The organism is Cupriavidus sp. SIMBA_020 (assembly GCF_046535395.1).
Lineage (GTDB): Bacteria > Pseudomonadota > Gammaproteobacteria > Burkholderiales > Burkholderiaceae > Cupriavidus > Cupriavidus campinensis.
Map to the genome: position 1 here is coordinate 17,884 of NZ_JAWRWU010000023.1, position 15,307 is coordinate 33,190.

The following is a 15,307-nucleotide window of genomic DNA, read 5'->3' on the forward strand; positions in this document are numbered from 1 at the left end:
CAGCCGAATTTCCCGATGCCGCGTTTCCGACTGATGGCCTGCGCCGGCCTGGCCTGGGCGACGCTGGCCGCCGCGCCCGGCGCGTTCGCCCAGGACGCCGTTGCCCAGCCTGCCCCTGCCCCCGCCCCTGCCGCCGAGCCCGACACCGAAAGCCCGTTCGCCATCCACGGGCAGACCACCTATATCTGGCAGCGCAAGCCGTCCTTCGGCGCCGCGTATTCGGGCGAGAACAGCCTGACCACCGAGCGTGCCAAGAGCTACTCGTTCACGGGCACGCTCGACCTTGGCCTGCGGCTCTGGCAGGGCGCCGAGTTCCACTTCAACCCGGAAGTGGCGCAGGGCGTGCCGTTCTCGGACCTGCACGGCCTGGGCGGGCTGTCTAACGGGGAGTTGGCCAAGACGGCCAGCACCAGCCCGAAGTTCTATCGCGCGCGCGCCTTCATCCGCCAGACCTGGGGCCTGGGCGGCGGGGACGAGAAACTCGAATCGGATTTCAACCAGTTCGCCCGCACCGTGGACAAGCGCCGGGTGGTGCTGACCGCCGGCAACTTCGGCGTGATCGACGTGTTCGACCAGAACCCGTACGGCTCGGACCCGCGCACGCAGTTCATGAACTGGTCGTTCATGACGCACGGCTCGTTCGACTACCCGGCCGATTCGCGCGGCTATAACTGGGGTGCGGCGCTGGAGTACATCGGCGATGGCTGGTCGGCGCGCTTCGGCCACTTCCTGCTGCCGCTGGAGTCGAACGGGCGCGAGCTGGACACGCGGCTGTTCCAGCACTACGGCGATGTCCTCGAACTGGAAAAGCGCTACGCGCTGGCCGGGCGTCCGGGCCAGGCGCGGCTGCTGCTGTGGCGGAACAAGGCCAACATGGCGTCGTTCAACGACGCCATCGCCTACGGGCAGGCCAATGGCGTGACGCCGGACCTTGCCGCCGTGCGGCGCGAGCACAGCAAGCTCGGCATCGGCGTGGCGATGGTGCAGGAGGTGACCGACGCGCTGGGGGTGTTCTTCCGCGCCAATATGTCGGACGACAAGACCGAAACCTACGCCTTCACCGAGATCGGCCGGCAGGTGGCCGGCGGCGGCACGCTGAAGGGCACGGCATGGGGGCGGCCCAACGACGAGGTGGGCGTGGCGGTGGCGGCGAACATGCTCGGCTCATCGCACCGGAACTTCCTGGCGGCCGGTGGCCTCGGCGCGTTCCTGGGCGATGGCGCGCTGCGCTACGGCCCGGAGCAAGTGTTCGAGATTTATTACAGTTTCGCGGTCTGGAAGACCCTGAGCCTGAGCCCGGACTTCCAGTACATCCGCAATCCCGGCTACAACCGGGACCGCGGCCCCGCCAAGTTCTACGGCATCCGCGCGCACGCGGAGTTTTGAGGGCGCTTGCCCCTTACTGCCTTACTGCCTTACTGCCTTACTGCCTTACTGCCTTGCTGCCTTGCTGCCTTGCTGCCTTGCTGCCTTGCTGCCTTACTGGCGCGCGTTGCGCCGGTTGTCCGGCCACGGCGTGTTGAAGTTGGTGCGGAACGGGTTGATGTCCAGCCCGCCGCGCCGCGTGTAGCGCGCGTAGACGGCCAGCTTCACCGGTTTGCACATGCGCAGCACGTCCGTGAAGATCCGCTCCACGCACTGCTCGTGGAACTCGTTGTGGTTGCGGAACGAGATCAGGTACTTGAGCAGCCCTTCCTGGTCGATCGGCGCCCCCACGTAGCGGATCTGCACGCTGCCCCAGTCCGGCTGGCCGGTGACCAGGCAGTTCGACTTGAGCAGGTGCGAGATGAGGGATTCCTCCACCGGCGTCTCGTCCTGATCCGCCGACAACAGGGTCGGGTCCGGCTCGTAGATGTTGGTCTCGATGTCCAGGCGGTCCAGCAGCAACCCGTCCAGCTCACCCATCTTCTGCGTGCCGAGGTCCGCCTCGGTGACCAGCCGCACCTGCACCGTACCGCCGGTGGCCTCGGAGAGGTCGTGGTGCAGCAGTTGCTGAAGCGCCTCGGCCGAGGCGATCCTGCTCTGGTTGAACGAGTTCAGGTACAGCTTGAACGACTTCGACTCGACGATATTCGGCGTATCGGCCGGAATGATGAAGGTCGCCAGCGCCACCTGCGGCTTGCCCTTCAGGTTCAGCCAGGACACCTCGTAGGCATTCCAGATATCCACGCCGAAGAACGGCAGCGCGCGCCCTTCGGCCAGGCCGATCTCGGTGCGCTTGGGCTGCCGAGGAATCGGGAACAGCAGCGTCGGATCGTATTCCGTCTTGTAGGCCGAGGGCTTGCCCAGCGGCGAGTGTTCGGGGAGCGTCATGATCGCGATCTCAGGACAGGAACAGCTTGTAGACCGGGTTGTCGGTCTCGTCCCAGTGTACGTAACCGAGCGTGGAAAGGAAGTCGCGGAAGGCGCGCTTCTCGTTCTTCGGCACCTGGATGCCCACCAGGATGTTGGAGGCGTCGGCGCCCTGGTTCCGGTAGTGGAACAGGCTGATATTCCAGTTCGGGCTCATGCTCGACAGGAACTTCATCAGCGCGCCCGGCCGCTCCGGGAACTCGAAGCGGAACAGCAGTTCGTCGTGCGCCAGCGGCGAGCGGCCGCCCACCATGTAGCGGATGTGCTGCTTGGCCAGCTCGTTGTTGGAGAGGTCGAGCGTGTCGAAGCCGTGGCGGCGGAAGTTGGCGGCGATCTTGTCGCTCTCGGCGCGGCTGGCGATCTGCACACCCACGAAGATGTGCGCCACGCCCTGGTCGGCGATGCGGTAGTTGAACTCGGTCACGCTGCGCGTGCCCACCTGCTCGCAGAAGCGCTTGAAGCTGCCGCGCTCCTCGGGAATCGTCACGGCGAACACGGCCTCGCGGGCCTCGCCCACCTCGGCGCGCTCTGCCACGAAGCGCAGGCGGTCGAAGTTCATGTTGGCGCCGCAGGCAATCGCCACGAGCTGCTCGCCCTTGAGCTTCTCGCGCTCGGCGTAGCGCTTCAGGCCGGCCACGGCCAGCGCGCCGGACGGCTCGAGGATGCTGCGGGTGTCCTGGAACACGTCCTTCAGGCCGGCGCAGATCTCGTCGGTGTCCACCAGGATGATCTCGTCCACCAGTTCGCGCGTGATGCGGAAGGTTTCCTTGCCCACCAGCTTCACGGCGGTGCCGTCCGCGAACAGCCCCACGTCCTTCAGTTCGATGCGCTTGCCGGCTTCCACCGAGCGCTTCATCGCGTCCGAGTCGAAGGTCTGCACGCCAATCACCTTGATTTCCGGCCGCACGGCCTTGACGTAGGCCGCCACGCCGGAGATCAGCCCGCCGCCGCCAATCGCCACGAAGATGGCGTGGATCGGGCCCGGGTGCTGGCGCAGGATCTCCATGGCGATGGTGCCCTGGCCGGCGATGACTTCCGGGTCGTCGAACGGGTGGATGAAGGTCAGCTTGTGCTTCTGCTCCAGTTCCGCCGCGTGCTGGTAGGCGTCGCTGTAGGACTCGCCGTGCAGCACGATCTTGACCCAGTCGCCGCCGCGTTCGCGCACCGCATCGATCTTCACCTGGGGGGTGGTCGTCGGCATCGCAATAATCGCCTTGCACTGGAGCCGCGCCGCCGACAGCGCCACGCCCTGCGCGTGGTTGCCGGCGGAAGCGGCGATCACGCCACGCTTCAGCTCGTCAGGCGTCAGCGACGCCATCTTGTTGTACGCGCCGCGCAGCTTGAACGAGAACACCGGCTGGGTGTCCTCGCGCTTGAACCAGACCGCGTTGCCGGTGCGGGCCGACAGCGCGTGCGCGTAGGTCAGCTCGGTTTCCTGCGCCACGTCGTACACCTTGGCGGTGAGGATCTTGCGCAGGTAGTCGGGCGTGGCGGCGCGGGAGGCCTTGGTGGCGGGGGCTGGCTTGGCGGTCTTTGCGGTTTTGGCGGTCATGATGGGCAGGGCGGGGCGCGATAGTCGGGCGGCAAGGCGCGGGCAAAAAAAGCCGGAAAATTCGGCGGAAACCGCCAATGATAATGGATGGCGCCCATCCGGGCGGCGCTGGCGTGATGCGGGCGGAACGTGCCTGGCAGCGCCGCGCCGGCGCGCGGCGTGTCGGCGTGGGTGCCGAAAGCGCCACAGCCGGGCCGGGCCGCGATGTAGGACAGCATCCGGTGGACGCTCGTCAAACACACGTGTTACGGTTTAACGCGATGCCCCCGCTACCCCTAATCGAACCCCATATCGCGCTGTTCCTGGACTTCGACGGCACGCTGGCCGACCTCGCGCCGCGCCCCGACCTGGTGCAGGTAGAGCCCCAACTGGTTGGCACGCTGCGTGCGTTGCATACCTGCCTGGACGGCGCGCTGGCCATCGTCTCGGGCCGGCCTGTGGCCGAGCTCGACCACTTCCTGCAACCCTTGCGTTTGCCCGCTGCCGGGATTCACGGCGCGGAGTTCCGCACTGGCGGCGAACGGATCATCACGCCCCCGGCGCCCGGCATCGGCGCCTTGCTGCCGCGCCTGGAGGCGCTGGTGGCCCGGCACCCCGGCCTGCAACTCGAACGGAAATCGGTCGCCGTGGCCATCCACTATCGCCAGGTGCCGGAACTGGAGCCGCTGGTGCGTGCCGCCGTGGCCGACGTGCTGCGCGACGCGGTCGGCCTGGAAGCGCTGCCCGGCAAGATGGTCGTCGAGATCAAGCCGGCTGGCGTGGACAAGGGCGATGCCATCGCAGCCTTCATGCGCACGCCGCCGTTCGCGGGCCGCATGCCGCTGTTTGCCGGCGACGACGTGACCGACGAGGCCGGTTTCGTCGTGGTGCGCGAGCTGGGCGGCGTGGGCCTGCTGGTGGGCCAGCGCGCCACCGCCGCCACGGCGATGCTGGCCAGCCCCGACGCACTGCGCGGCTGGCTGCACGAATCGGCCCACGCACTGACGCACTGGATGGCCACCCGGGACGCCGCCCCGGATGCGACACCCAGGGACCCCACCATCACACCGACCTTAAGGGAGGATTTGTTGTGAACCAGCCTGCCACTGATCACACAGATTCCGCCGATGCCGCCAACGCCGCGCAGCGGCCCGAGGCGCCGGCAGTCAACACCGACTCGGACACCTCGTGCCGCTATGCCGACCCGTCGCTCTCGCTCGGCATGATCGGCAATTGCGGCTTCTCGGCGCTGGTCGATGGCCGGGGCCGCATCGTCTGGTGCTGCATGCCGCGCTTCGACGGCGACCCGGTCTTCAACGCGCTGCTGGACCCGAGCGAGAACGCCGGCCACTGGGCCATCGAGATCGAGGACTTCGTCGAGGCCACGCAGTGGTATGAGCCGAACACGGCCATCCTGCGCACGCACCTGATCGACAAGCACGACAACTGCCTGGAAATCACCGATTTCTGCCCGCGCTTCTTCCGCCTTGGGCGCTACTTCCGGCCGCTGACACTGGTACGCCGCATCCGCCCGGTGCGCGGCGCGCCGCGCGTGCGTGTGACCGTGGCGCCGCGCTTCAACTGGGGCCGCAACAAGCCGCAGATGACGCGCGGCAGCAGCCATGCGCGCTTTATCGGCGAGGACATGACGCTGCGCATGACCACGGACGCGCCACTGGCCTACGTGCTCTCGAACACGCCGTTCCTGGTCACGCGCGGCTACAACTTCATCCTCGGCCCGGACGAGACGCTGGCGCAGGGCGTGGAGGAAACCGCGCGGGACTTCGAGCAGGAAACCACCTCGTACTGGCGGCTCTGGACGCGCCGCCTGGCCGTGCCGCGCGAGTGGCAGGACGCGGTGATCCGCGCCGCCATCACGCTCAAGCTGTCGCTGTACGAGGAAACCGGCGCCATCGTCGCCGCCATGACCACCAGCATGCCGGAGGCGCCCGGCAGCGGCCGCAACTGGGACTACCGCTTCTGCTGGCTGCGCGACGCCTTCTTCGTGGTGCGCGCACTGAACAGCCTGTCCGAAGTCGGCACGATGGAGGACTACCTGCGCTGGCTCTCCAACGTGGTGATGCAGTCGCAGGACGGCCATATCCAGCCGCTGTACGGCATCGGGCTGGAGCGCGAACTGCCGGAGAGCATTCTCGATCACCTGCCGGGCTATCGCGGCATGGGGCCGGTGCGCGTGGGCAACCAGGCGCAGGAGCATTTCCAGCACGATGTCTACGGCAACGTGGTGCTCGGCGCCGCGCAGGCTTTCCACGACCATCGCCTGCTGCACCGGGGCGGACCGGCCGAGTATGCGCGGCTGGAGGAAGTCGGCGAGCAGGCCGTGCGCGTGTTCGGCACGCCGGACGCCGGCATGTGGGAGCTGCGCACCCGGGCGCGCGTGCACACCTCGTCGGCGCTGATGAGCTGGGCCGCCTGCGACCGGCTGGCCAAGATCGGCGACACGCTCGGGCAGCCGGCGCGCGCCGCCTACTGGCACGACCACGCCAGCCGCATGAAAAAGCAGATCCTGGAGGAGTCCTGGAGCGAGTCGCGCCAGGCCTTCGCGGAGAGCTTCGGCGGGAAGGAGCTCGACGCCAGCGTGCTGCTGATGGCCGAAGTCAACTTCATCGACCCGAAGGACCCGCGCTTCGTCGCCACGGTCAAGGCGCTGGAGGCCTCGCTGTGCGACGGCCCGTACATGCGCCGCTACGAGGCGCCCGACGACTTCGGCAAGCCCGAGACCGCGTTCAACATCTGCACGTTCTGGCGCATCGACGCGCTGGCCCGCATCGGCCGCCGCGACGAGGCGCGCGAGATCTTCGAGGCCATGCTGGCCTCGCGCAACCCGCTCGGGCTGCTTTCGGAAGACACACACCCGGTCACCGGAGAGATGTGGGGCAATTTCCCCCAGACCTACTCGATGGTCGGCCTGATCAACGGCGCCATGCGGCTTTCCGCCCCGTGGGATTCGGTGATTTGACGACAGGATTGGCAACAACAAGAAGCGATCTATGGGAAGACTTGTAGCGGTATCGAACCGGGTTGCCGACCCGCGCAACCACGCGGCGGGCGGCCTGGCCGTGGCGCTCTCTGAGGCGCTGAGCAAGACCGGCGGCCTGTGGTTCGGCTGGAGCGGCCGCGCGGTGGAACCCAGCCACGGCGGCACGCCGGGCGAGGGCGAGCTGCACATCTCGCAGGCCGGCAACGTGACGCTGGCCACGGTGGACCTGAGCCGCGAAGACTACGACGCCTACTACCTGGGCTACAGCAACGGCGTGCTCTGGCCGGTGTTCCACTACCGGCTGGACCTGGCCGACTTCGACGCGGGCGGCAACCTGAACGCCTACCGGCGCGTGAACCAGCTGTTCGCGCGCAAGCTGGCGCCGCTGCTCAAGCCGGACGACGTGATCTGGATCCACGACTACCACCTGATCCCGCTCGCGGCGGAGCTGCGCGCCATCGGATGCAGCCAGCGCATCGGCTTCTTCCTCCACATTCCGTTGCCGCCGCCGCTGATCCTCGCCGCCATCCCCCAGCACGAGTGGCTGATGCGGGCGCTGTTCGCCTACGACCTGCTGGGCTTCCAGAGCCAGGCCGATCTCGACCACTTCTCACGCTACGTGCAGGGCGAGGCCAGCGCCGAGCCGATGGGCGAGTATCGCTTCCGCGCCTTCCACCGCACGGTGCGCGCGCAGGCGTTCCCGATCGGCATCGACGTGGACGAGTTCATCGACCTGGGCCGCGGCGACGAGGCGCGCGAGACCTACGAGATGATGCGCCACCAGTACGCGCGGCGCCGGCTGCTGCTCGGCATCGACCGGCTCGACTATTCGAAGGGACTGCCGCAGCGGCTCAAGGCGTTCCAGGTCTTGCTGGCGGAGTACCCGGAGAACCGCTCCAGCGCCACGCTGATCCAGATCGCGGCGCCCTCGCGCGAATCGGTCGATGCCTATGCCGACCTGCGGCGCGACATGGAAGGCATCACCGGGGCCATCAACAGTGAGTATGGCGAGCTGGACTGGATGCCGGTGCGCTACATCCACCGCTCCACCTCGCGGCGCCGGCTGCCGGGGCTGTGCCGTGCCAGCAGCGTGGCCCTGGTTACGCCGCTGCGCGACGGGATGAACCTCGTGGCGAAGGAATACATCGCCGCGCAGGACCCCGAAGACCCGGGCGTGCTGGTGCTGTCCCGCTTTGCGGGCGCGGCGGAGCAGCTCAAGGAAGCGCTGCTGGTGAACCCGTACGACACGCGCGCCACGGCGCAGGCGGTGCAGCAGGCGCTGCACATGCCGCTGGCCGAGCGCCGGGCGCGGCATGAAAAGCTGCTCGAGCGCATCCGCCAGCAGGACGTGCACTGGTGGAGCCGGGAATACCTGCGCACGCTGATGGAGACCGAGGGCGGCTAAGACCGTTCAGACGATGAGGCCGCCGTGCGGGCTACTTGCCGCGCGGCGCCAGATCGCCCGGGGTGTCGATGTCCCGGAACGGGCCGTCATCCTCGGTCAGGATGCGGGTGACCGGCTGGTCGGTCAGCAAGGCGCGTGCGCCTTCGTCGCCGTCGAGCTTCAGCAGGGCATCGCGCCAGGCGGCGCCAAAGCCGACCGGGTGGCCGCGCTTGCCGTCGCGCCATGGCGCGGCGATGGTTTCCGGCGTGGTGATGGTCAGCGCCACGGCGCGTACCAGTTCCATCGGCAGCCACGGCATGTCCGCCAGCGCCACCACCCAGCCGCGTGCCTCGGCAGTCGCTGCCACCCCGGCGCGCAGCGCCACGCCCATGCCAGCCTCGGCATCGGGCGCTTCCACCACGCGGCAGCCGCCGCGCCGCAGTTCCTCGGCCAGTGCCGCGTTGCCGGGCCGCACCACCGCAATCGAATTCGGCAGCGCCGCCGCCAGCGTGCGCGCGCTGCGCCACGCCACGGTGCGGCCGTCGGGCAGTACCTCCAGCAGCTTGTTGCGTGTACCGGTGGCATCGAAACGCTTGCCGAAACCGGCGGCGAGCAGGATGCCAACCGGCAGGTCGGTCGGCGTCAGCGGGGCGCGTGCGGGCTTCTTCATGACTGTGTGGCCGTGGCCGTTGCCGTGGCGGGCAGCACGGGGCATTCCGCCTCGCCCGCGGCGATCTCGCGCGCGGCCTTGGCGCCTTCCACCTGGAGGATGTCCGGCAGCGAGACGTGGTTCTTGGCGGCGATGACCTCGGCCAGGATCGAGATGGCGATCTCGGGCGGCGTGCGGCTGCCGATGTAGATGCCCACCGGGCCGTGCAGGCGGGCGAGTTCGAGGTCGGTCAGGTCGAATTCCTTGAGGCGCTCCCTGCGTGCCTGGTTGTTGCGGCGCGAGCCGAGCGCACCCACGTAGAAGGCTGGCGTGCGCAGGGCCTCCATCAGCGCCAGGTCGTCGAGCTTGGGGTCGTGCGTGAGCGCGATCACCGCGCTGCGCTCGTCGAGCTTCATGTCCATGACGGTGTCGTCGGGCATGGTGCGTACCATCGTCACGCCGGGGATGTCCCACGTCTCGGTGTATTCCTCGCGCGGGTCGCAGACCGTGACGTGGAAGCCCAGCCCCACGGCGATCTGGCACAGGTATTTCGACAGCTGCCCGGCGCCGATCACCAGCATGCGGTAGCGCGGGCCGTGGATGGTCAGCAGCTTGTCACCGTCGAACGCCAGGCCGTCGGTGGCCTGCGCCGGCCCGAGCGTGGCGGCGCCGGTGGCCATGTCGAGCGTGCGCGCGACCAGCCGGCCGCTCTCCACGGCATCGAGCAGTTCGGCGATACCGCTGGCAGCCTTGAGCGGCTCCGCCACCAGTTCGATGGTGCCGCCGCAGGGCAGGCCGAAGCGGTGCGCTTCCTCGGCGCTGATGCCGTACTTGATTGCCTCCGGGCGGCTGGCGTGGATCCCCTCGCGCCGCACGCGGTCGATGATGTCGTCCTCGATGCACCCGCCCGAGACCGAACCGACCACAAGGCCGTCATCGCGCACGGCCAGCATCGCGCCTTCGGGGCGGGGCGACGAGCCCCAGGTTCTCACCACCGTCACCAGCAATACCCCGTGGCGCGCCTGTTGCCACCGCACGCTGCTCTTCAGGACTTCGAGATCCACGCTGTCCATGATCGTTTCCGCTTCTCGCTACCTTGTTGCTCATCGCCGCCATCCGCTCGCGCGGCGTCGGCTTCCTCGTTGACTGCCTGGCCTTCGGCTTCCTTGCCGCCACTCACCGTCTCGGTGAAGCGCGTGAAGAAGGCCTCGGCCAGCTTGCGCGCGGCGCCATCCACCAGCCGCGAGCCGATCTGCGCGATCTTGCCACCTACCTGCGCGTGCACCACATAGGTCAGGTCGGTCTCGTCGCCTTGATCCACCAGTGAAACACGGGCGGTGCCCTTGCCGAAGCCGGCCGCGCCACCTTGCCCGTCGAACTGGATCGTATAGCTTTCCGGCGCCTGGATGTCACTCAGCACCATGCGCCCCTTGAAGCGCGCCTTGACCGGCCCCACCGCGGCGGTCATCGCCAGCAGGTAGGCGTTTTCGCCATCGGGCTCGATGCTCTCACATCCCGGAATACATTGCTTGAGGACGTCCGTGTCGTTCAGGGCTCCCCATGCCACGTCACGGGGCACGGGCAGGCGCTGGGTCTGGGTCATCTCCATGGGGGCTTCCTTTGGGGGTTGCGATGAAGGGCCGGCGCGCGTCGTCCGCCAGCAGGGATTCGAGCGCGAACAGGCTGTCGAGGTTGTGTGCGGGGCGCAGCGCGTCCACGTGCGGCAGGATGGCCTGCATGCCGCGCGCCTGCGGCGAGAAGCCGGCGTAGCGCAGCAGCGGGTTCAACCAGATGATGCGGTGCGCAAAACGGCGCAGGCGCGCCATCTCGGCGTCGAGCAGGTCGATGTGTTCCAGGTCGATGCCGTCGCTGACCAGCAGCACCGTGGCGCGGCCGGACAGCGTGCGGCGCGCCCACTGGCGGTTGAACTGCGCCAGCGCCGCGCCGATGCGCGTGCCGCCGGCCCAGTCGCGCACCTGGCCGGTGATGAGTGCGACGGCCTCGTCGGGATCGCGCTCGCGCAGCGCACGCGTGACGTTGGTCAGCCGGGTGCCGAACAGGAACACGTGCATGCGCTCGCGCGACTGCATCAGCGCGTGGCAGAAGTAGAGCACCGCGCGCGAGTACTGGCTCATCGAGCCCGAGATGTCGAGCAGCAGCACCACGGGCGGCTTGCGCTCGGCATGCTTGCGGTATTTCCAGCGCAGCCATTCGCCATGCTGGCGCACGGCCAGCCGCGCGCTGGCGCGCAGGTCGGCGTGGGTGCCGCAGGCGGCCGCGCGCAGCCGGCGCGTGCGCTGGAGCGCCAGGTGGGCGCGCCGCGTGCGCACGAGGTGCTGCAGCGCGCGCCATTCCTCGGCGGTCAGCGTCTCGAAATCGCGCTGGGCCAGCCGTTCCTGATCGGAAAACGTCAGGGGGGCGGTGAAGCGCTCCTCGCGGGCGGGCGGGTTGGGCTTGCCGGGCGATGGCGGCGGCTGGCGCGCGGCGAGGGCATCGGCGAGCCGGTTGCTGCGCCTGGGCGGCGGCGCACCGGCATCCACGCGCGGCAGCAGCATCGCGCGCATCTTGCCTTCCCAGTCCGGGTCGCGCCAGAACAGGTCGAAGGCGGCGTCGAACAGCGGGCGCTGGTCGGGGCCCGACAGCACCAGCGCGGCCAGCGCGGCGCGCACCTCGCCACGCGCGCCGATGTCGATATGACGCAGCGCGTCGAGCGCATCTACGGCGTGGGCCGGCGACAGCCCGAAGCCGGCATCGCGCAACAGCCGCATGAAATGCGTGACGTTGCGCGCGAGCATGGGGAGGCTCGGGGTGGCCGGGGTAGCGTGCGGCATGGCGCTAGCGCTCCGGCGGGGCGCCGGCGAGCAGTTCGGCCACCGTGGGGCCATCGGCGCGGGCGAGGTCGTCCTGGTATTTCAGCAGCACGCCCAGCGTGTCGCGCACCGACTGGGGGTCCAGTTCGGTCACGCCCAGCGCGGCCAGCGCGCGGCACCAGTCGATCGCCTCGGCAATGCCGGGCGCCTTGAACAGGTCGATGCCGCGCAGCCGGTGGATGAAGTCGATCGCCTGATGTTGCAGCGCCACCGCCGCCTCGGGCGCGCGGGCGGCCACGATCTCCAGCTCGCGCTGGCGGTCCGGGTAGCCCATCCACTGGTAGAGACAGCGCCGCTTGAGCGCATCGTGCACCTCGCGCGTGCGGTTGGAGGTGACCACGATCAGCGGCGGCCGCTCGGCCCGTACCACGCCAATCTCCGGAATCGACACCTGGTATTCGGACAGCACTTCGAGCAGGAAGGCCTCGAACGGCTCGTCGGCCCGGTCGATCTCGTCGATCAGCAGCACGCGCGGCACGCCCGGCGCGGCGGGGTCGGGCAGCAGGGCTTCGAGCAGGGGGCGCTTGAGCAGGAAATCGTCGTGATAGAGCGACTGCTGCTCGGGCCGCTCGCCGCGCGCCTCGGCCAGCCGCAGCGCCATGATCTGGCGCGGGTAATCCCATTCGTAGAGCGCGCTGGCGGCATCGAGCCCCTCGTAGCACTGCAGCCGCAGCAGCCGCGTACCCAGCGCCGCCGCCATGGCCTGCGCGAGCGCCGTCTTGCCCACGCCGGGCTCGCCCTCCAGGAACAGCGGGCGCTGCATGCGCAGGGCGAGATAAAGCACGGTCGCCGTCTCGCGGTCGGCGAAATACTGCTGGCGGTGCAGCAGCGCGGCGGTGTCGTCGATGGAGGCGGGGAGCATGGGGGCGTTTCTCTGCGCGATACGTGGGGGGCCAGTCAGGCGCTTCTCTGGAAATAGTATGCGAAATGGCCGGAAGTTGCGCGAGATCAGGTTTCGTGTTTTTCGGGAAGTTTTGCGATTGGAGGGAAGTCGGCCTTGGATCATGCTGTGCGACGCCAGGTCCTGCCAGGCCACCCACTGATCCGAAAAAGGAAAGACACCATGAAGCGCATTGTTCTGCCATGTCTTCTGCTGGGCGCCGTCGCTCCGCTCCATGCCGCCGAAGTCGCCGAGTGCCGGGTGGATGGCGCGCGCCGGCTGTTCGGCAACTACAACGCCGTGCAGGAGCAGGTCTACCACCGGAACTGCGTCAGGTATTTCCGTCCGGGGACCCGGTGGGAGGTGCAGGTCGTGCCGATCGGCAACAACGGCATGGGCAAGACGTCCCGCTACAGTTTCCATCAGGGCCTCCGGCTACAACTGTTCGGTGCCCAGGACAACACGCTGGCGAATGGCAAGCGGGGTCGGCAGGAGGTGTCGAACTGCTTCCTCACTCCGGCGGAATTCGGCAAGCTGTCATCGCAGGAGCAGGCCTTCCGCGAAGCGGCGCACGATATCTATCGTGGCTGCGCCCAGAAAAGCCCACGCCAGATCGACCTCGCTTTCACGCTGCGCTTCAACGACTCGCCCAGTGCCCCGTACACCAACTGGGACGCCATCGTCGCCCAGTTCCACGCCGTGGACGACAAGGACCTCTACTGCAAGCCCCACAGCACGCGGGACGCCAACACCTGCAACCAGAATTCGGGCGAGATAGGCCGTTCGCCGCGCAACGCGCAGGCGTACAACGACCTGATCAAACAAGGCGCCCGCTTCGAAGGCAGCGTCCAGCCGCCGCTGAGCTTCCGCTTCAAGGACGGCTACTTCTCCCTCGTCGCGACCAGCAGCCTGACGGACGCGCACAACCAGCCTACCCAGTACAGCGACGCCACCGGTTGCAACGTGCGCGTCAACACCGTACGGGTGGGGGAGACCAGGCGCTGTGACAACGGCAAGACCGTCACCGTCCTGTACCGCGAGAAGCTGGGGGAGGGGGTCATCCGCGCCAACGTGCCGATGGTATTCCGCGTCCGCGTGAAATGGCCGACCCTGCAGGACACGACATCCTCCCTGACGGTGATGGCGACTCCCCCGAGCGGCAGATCCGTGGACCTTGTACGGGACAGCATAGTGCCGCTCGGTAGCCATAACGACCAGTTTCCGTACTTCAAGGCCGGCGTGTACCGCCAGAACGGCAATACAACGCCGGTCAGCGTCGACGTGGTCGATCTGCTTCAGCAGGCGTTTTGAAAATAGCGGCCCTTCGATGAAAAGATCCGCATACATTAGGCTCTTGCTGGCCGCCGCACTCGCCGCTGGGGAAAGCCTCGCGAAGGATGTTCCTGTGAGCAGGCCCCAAGCGGCGGGCCGGACGTACGGCCAGAACTACAAGGACATGGTGCTGGCATGGTGTGTGGCAACCGCGTATCCGGGTTCAACGGCGGCGTCGGACGCTGGCAGCAGCGTATCAGCGCTGCGGGATTGGACTTACTACGATATGGAGGGTGCCGGTAAAGCCATTCAGGAGCTCGTGGATCGCTACCTTGCACGCGACTACTTCAATCTGCTGGCGGAGGCGGAAGTTCCTGGTCTCAAATTCCAGTTCCTGAAGTGCCTTGATCTTTATCACAGCAAGGAGCTCCAGGAACAGGTCAATCGCTATGTCCTGAAACCAAGGCGGACGTATCGGCAGGACTACTCGCCCACGCGGTAAGGTGCCGGCGGTCGTCCGCGCTCTCCCCGCAAGCAGGGCGCGGACGACTAAACCAGTGCTCACCCCTTCAACGCCTGCTCCACCGCCCGCGCCGTCAGCACCGGGATCAGATGCGCGCGATATTCCGCTGACGCGTGCAGGTCCGTGTTGAGCCGGGCGGCATCCACCTTGACCGCGCGGGCGGCGGCGGGGGTGAAGCTGGCGGTCAGGGCCTGTTCCAGGTCGGGGGCGCGGAACACGCTGTCTGCCGCGCCGGTGATGGCCACGCGCACCAGCTTGCCGGTGCGCGCCACCATCACGCCGACCAGCGCGAAGCGCGAGGCCGGGTTGCGGAACTTGATGTAGGCGGCCTGGTCCGGGGTGGGGAAGCGGACCGCCGTGATCAGCTCGTCGGGCGCGAGCGCCGTTTCATAGAGCCCCTTGAAGAAGCTGTCGGCGGCGATGTTGCGCCGGTCGGTGACCACGGTGGCGTTGAGGCCCAGCACGGCGGCCGGGTAGTCGGCGCCGGGGTCGTCGTTGGCCAGCGAGCCGCCGATGGTGCCCATCGCCCGCACCTGGCGGTCGCCGATGCCGTTGGCCATGGCCGCCAGCGCGGGAATGCGGCGCATGACTTCCGCATGGGCGGCCACGTCGGCATGGCGCGCGGCGGCGCCGATGACCAACTCGTCGCCCTCCACGCGGATGTCCGCCATGCCCGGGATGCGCGAGACGTCCACCAGCATGCTGGGCGCCGCCAGCCGCAGCTTCATTGCCGCGAGCAGGCTCTGGCCGCCGGCCAGGAATTTGGCGTCGGCATCGGCCTTGAGCTTGGCCACGGCAGCCTTGGCATCCGTGGCGCGTTCGAACTGGAATGCGTACATGATGTC

Annotated in this window: 15 protein-coding genes; 6 read left to right on the forward strand and 9 right to left on the reverse strand. The window is 68.2% G+C overall.

What is annotated here, in order from left to right; all coding sequences use genetic code 11:
- The first annotated feature begins 15 nt into the window (after positions 1-15).
- Positions 16-1,386, forward strand: a complete 1,371-nt coding sequence (locus SB751_RS27160; RefSeq protein ID WP_410748747.1) for a carbohydrate porin — start codon at positions 16-18, stop codon at positions 1,384-1,386.
- Between the two features lie 93 nt (positions 1,387-1,479).
- On the opposite strand, the gene queF is transcribed toward SB751_RS27160, so the two are convergent.
- From queF to SB751_RS27175, 3 genes are read right to left on the reverse strand one after another with little or no spacing between them, the layout of a single operon-like run.
- Positions 1,480-2,313, reverse strand: coding sequence for an NADPH-dependent 7-cyano-7-deazaguanine reductase QueF (gene queF / locus SB751_RS27165; protein ID WP_144203119.1), 834 nt, complete (start codon positions 2,311-2,313; stop codon positions 1,480-1,482).
- 10 nt (positions 2,314-2,323) lie between these two features.
- Positions 2,324-3,904: a threonine ammonia-lyase, biosynthetic gene (ilvA, locus tag SB751_RS27170; RefSeq protein WP_144203122.1), complete on the reverse strand. Its 1,581-nt coding sequence runs from the start codon at positions 3,902-3,904 to the stop codon at positions 2,324-2,326.
- Positions 3,901-4,122 carry a hypothetical protein gene (locus SB751_RS27175; protein ID WP_144203125.1) on the reverse strand — a complete coding sequence of 74 codons (222 nt, stop codon included), beginning with the start codon at positions 4,120-4,122 and terminating at the stop codon, positions 3,901-3,903. Before SB751_RS27175 ends, ilvA begins: the two co-directional genes overlap by 4 nt.
- Before the next feature lie 42 nt (positions 4,123-4,164).
- Here SB751_RS27175 and otsB point away from each other — a divergent pair, with 42 nt between their 5' ends.
- From otsB to SB751_RS27190, 3 genes are all read left to right on the forward strand, one after another.
- Positions 4,165-4,977 (forward strand): trehalose-phosphatase, encoded by an 813-nt coding sequence (gene otsB, locus SB751_RS27180; protein ID WP_410748748.1) that lies wholly within the window; start codon positions 4,165-4,167, stop codon positions 4,975-4,977.
- A gap of 128 nt (positions 4,978-5,105) precedes the next feature.
- Positions 5,106-6,863, forward strand: coding sequence for a glycoside hydrolase family 15 protein (locus tag SB751_RS27185; RefSeq protein WP_211944002.1), 1,758 nt, complete (start codon positions 5,106-5,108; stop codon positions 6,861-6,863).
- 31 nt (positions 6,864-6,894) lie between these two features.
- Positions 6,895-8,289 carry a trehalose-6-phosphate synthase gene (locus SB751_RS27190; protein ID WP_092291779.1) on the forward strand — a complete coding sequence of 465 codons (1,395 nt, stop codon included), beginning with the start codon at positions 6,895-6,897 and terminating at the stop codon, positions 8,287-8,289.
- 31 nt (positions 8,290-8,320) lie between these two features.
- Here the strand turns inward: SB751_RS27190 and SB751_RS27195 are convergent, their stop codons facing one another.
- From SB751_RS27195 to SB751_RS27215, 5 genes are read right to left on the reverse strand one after another with little or no spacing between them, the layout of a single operon-like run.
- On the reverse strand, positions 8,321-8,938 hold the full coding sequence (locus SB751_RS27195) for an NTP transferase domain-containing protein (protein ID WP_144203130.1): 618 nt from the start codon (positions 8,936-8,938) through the stop codon (positions 8,321-8,323).
- Positions 8,935-9,990 (reverse strand): XdhC family protein, encoded by a 1,056-nt coding sequence (locus SB751_RS27200; protein WP_144203132.1) that lies wholly within the window; start codon positions 9,988-9,990, stop codon positions 8,935-8,937. Before SB751_RS27200 ends, SB751_RS27195 begins: the two co-directional genes overlap by 4 nt.
- On the reverse strand, positions 9,963-10,526 hold the full coding sequence (locus SB751_RS27205; RefSeq protein WP_211943991.1) for a CoxG family protein: 564 nt from the start codon (positions 10,524-10,526) through the stop codon (positions 9,963-9,965). The genes SB751_RS27200 and SB751_RS27205 overlap by 28 nt, the downstream gene beginning before the upstream one ends.
- The gene (locus SB751_RS27210; RefSeq protein ID WP_284459578.1) at positions 10,486-11,748 is read right to left on the reverse strand and encodes a vWA domain-containing protein; all 1,263 of its coding nucleotides are present in this window, start codon (positions 11,746-11,748) and stop codon (positions 10,486-10,488) included. The genes SB751_RS27205 and SB751_RS27210 overlap by 41 nt, the downstream gene beginning before the upstream one ends.
- A gap of 4 nt (positions 11,749-11,752) precedes the next feature.
- On the reverse strand, positions 11,753-12,649 hold the full coding sequence (locus SB751_RS27215) for an AAA family ATPase (RefSeq protein WP_144203141.1): 897 nt from the start codon (positions 12,647-12,649) through the stop codon (positions 11,753-11,755).
- 201 nt (positions 12,650-12,850) lie between these two features.
- On the opposite strand from SB751_RS27215, the gene SB751_RS27220 reads away from it, so the two are divergent.
- Positions 12,851-13,978, forward strand: coding sequence for a hypothetical protein (locus SB751_RS27220; RefSeq protein WP_250025032.1), 1,128 nt, complete (start codon positions 12,851-12,853; stop codon positions 13,976-13,978).
- A gap of 16 nt (positions 13,979-13,994) precedes the next feature.
- Positions 13,995-14,441, forward strand: coding sequence for a type VI secretion system amidase immunity protein Tai4 (locus SB751_RS27225; RefSeq protein WP_410748749.1), 447 nt, complete (start codon positions 13,995-13,997; stop codon positions 14,439-14,441).
- Positions 14,442-14,500: 59 nt separating this feature from the next.
- Here the strand turns inward: SB751_RS27225 and SB751_RS27230 are convergent, their stop codons facing one another.
- Positions 14,501-15,301, reverse strand: coding sequence for an FAD binding domain-containing protein (locus SB751_RS27230; RefSeq protein ID WP_144203151.1), 801 nt, complete (start codon positions 15,299-15,301; stop codon positions 14,501-14,503).
- Positions 15,302-15,307: the final 6 nt, after the last annotated feature.

Excerpts from the sequence above, each read along its gene's own strand:
- otsB (WP_410748748.1), top strand. The coding sequence starts at position 4,165 with ATGCCCCCGCTACCCCTAATCGAACCCCATATCGCGCTGTTCCTGGAC.
- SB751_RS27215 (WP_144203141.1), bottom strand. The coding sequence starts at position 12,649 with ATGCTCCCCGCCTCCATCGACGACACCGCCGCGCTGCTGCACCGCCAG.
- SB751_RS27230 (WP_144203151.1), bottom strand. The coding sequence starts at position 15,301 with ATGTACGCATTCCAGTTCGAACGCGCCACGGATGCCAAGGCTGCCGTG.
- SB751_RS27200 (WP_144203132.1), bottom strand. The coding sequence starts at position 9,990 with ATGGACAGCGTGGATCTCGAAGTCCTGAAGAGCAGCGTGCGGTGGCAA.
- SB751_RS27175 (WP_144203125.1), bottom strand. The coding sequence starts at position 4,122 with ATGCTGTCCTACATCGCGGCCCGGCCCGGCTGTGGCGCTTTCGGCACC.
- SB751_RS27205 (WP_211943991.1), bottom strand. The coding sequence starts at position 10,526 with ATGGAGATGACCCAGACCCAGCGCCTGCCCGTGCCCCGTGACGTGGCA.
- queF (WP_144203119.1), bottom strand. The coding sequence starts at position 2,313 with ATGACGCTCCCCGAACACTCGCCGCTGGGCAAGCCCTCGGCCTACAAG.
- SB751_RS27195 (WP_144203130.1), bottom strand. The coding sequence starts at position 8,938 with ATGAAGAAGCCCGCACGCGCCCCGCTGACGCCGACCGACCTGCCGGTT.
- ilvA (WP_144203122.1), bottom strand. The coding sequence starts at position 3,904 with ATGACCGCCAAAACCGCAAAGACCGCCAAGCCAGCCCCCGCCACCAAG.
- SB751_RS27185 (WP_211944002.1), top strand. The coding sequence starts at position 5,106 with ATGATCGGCAATTGCGGCTTCTCGGCGCTGGTCGATGGCCGGGGCCGC.
- SB751_RS27160 (WP_410748747.1), top strand. The coding sequence starts at position 16 with ATGCCGCGTTTCCGACTGATGGCCTGCGCCGGCCTGGCCTGGGCGACG.
- SB751_RS27225 (WP_410748749.1), top strand. The coding sequence starts at position 13,995 with ATGAAAAGATCCGCATACATTAGGCTCTTGCTGGCCGCCGCACTCGCC.
- SB751_RS27190 (WP_092291779.1), top strand. The coding sequence starts at position 6,895 with ATGGGAAGACTTGTAGCGGTATCGAACCGGGTTGCCGACCCGCGCAAC.
- SB751_RS27210 (WP_284459578.1), bottom strand. The coding sequence starts at position 11,748 with ATGCCGCACGCTACCCCGGCCACCCCGAGCCTCCCCATGCTCGCGCGC.
- SB751_RS27220 (WP_250025032.1), top strand. The coding sequence starts at position 12,851 with ATGAAGCGCATTGTTCTGCCATGTCTTCTGCTGGGCGCCGTCGCTCCG.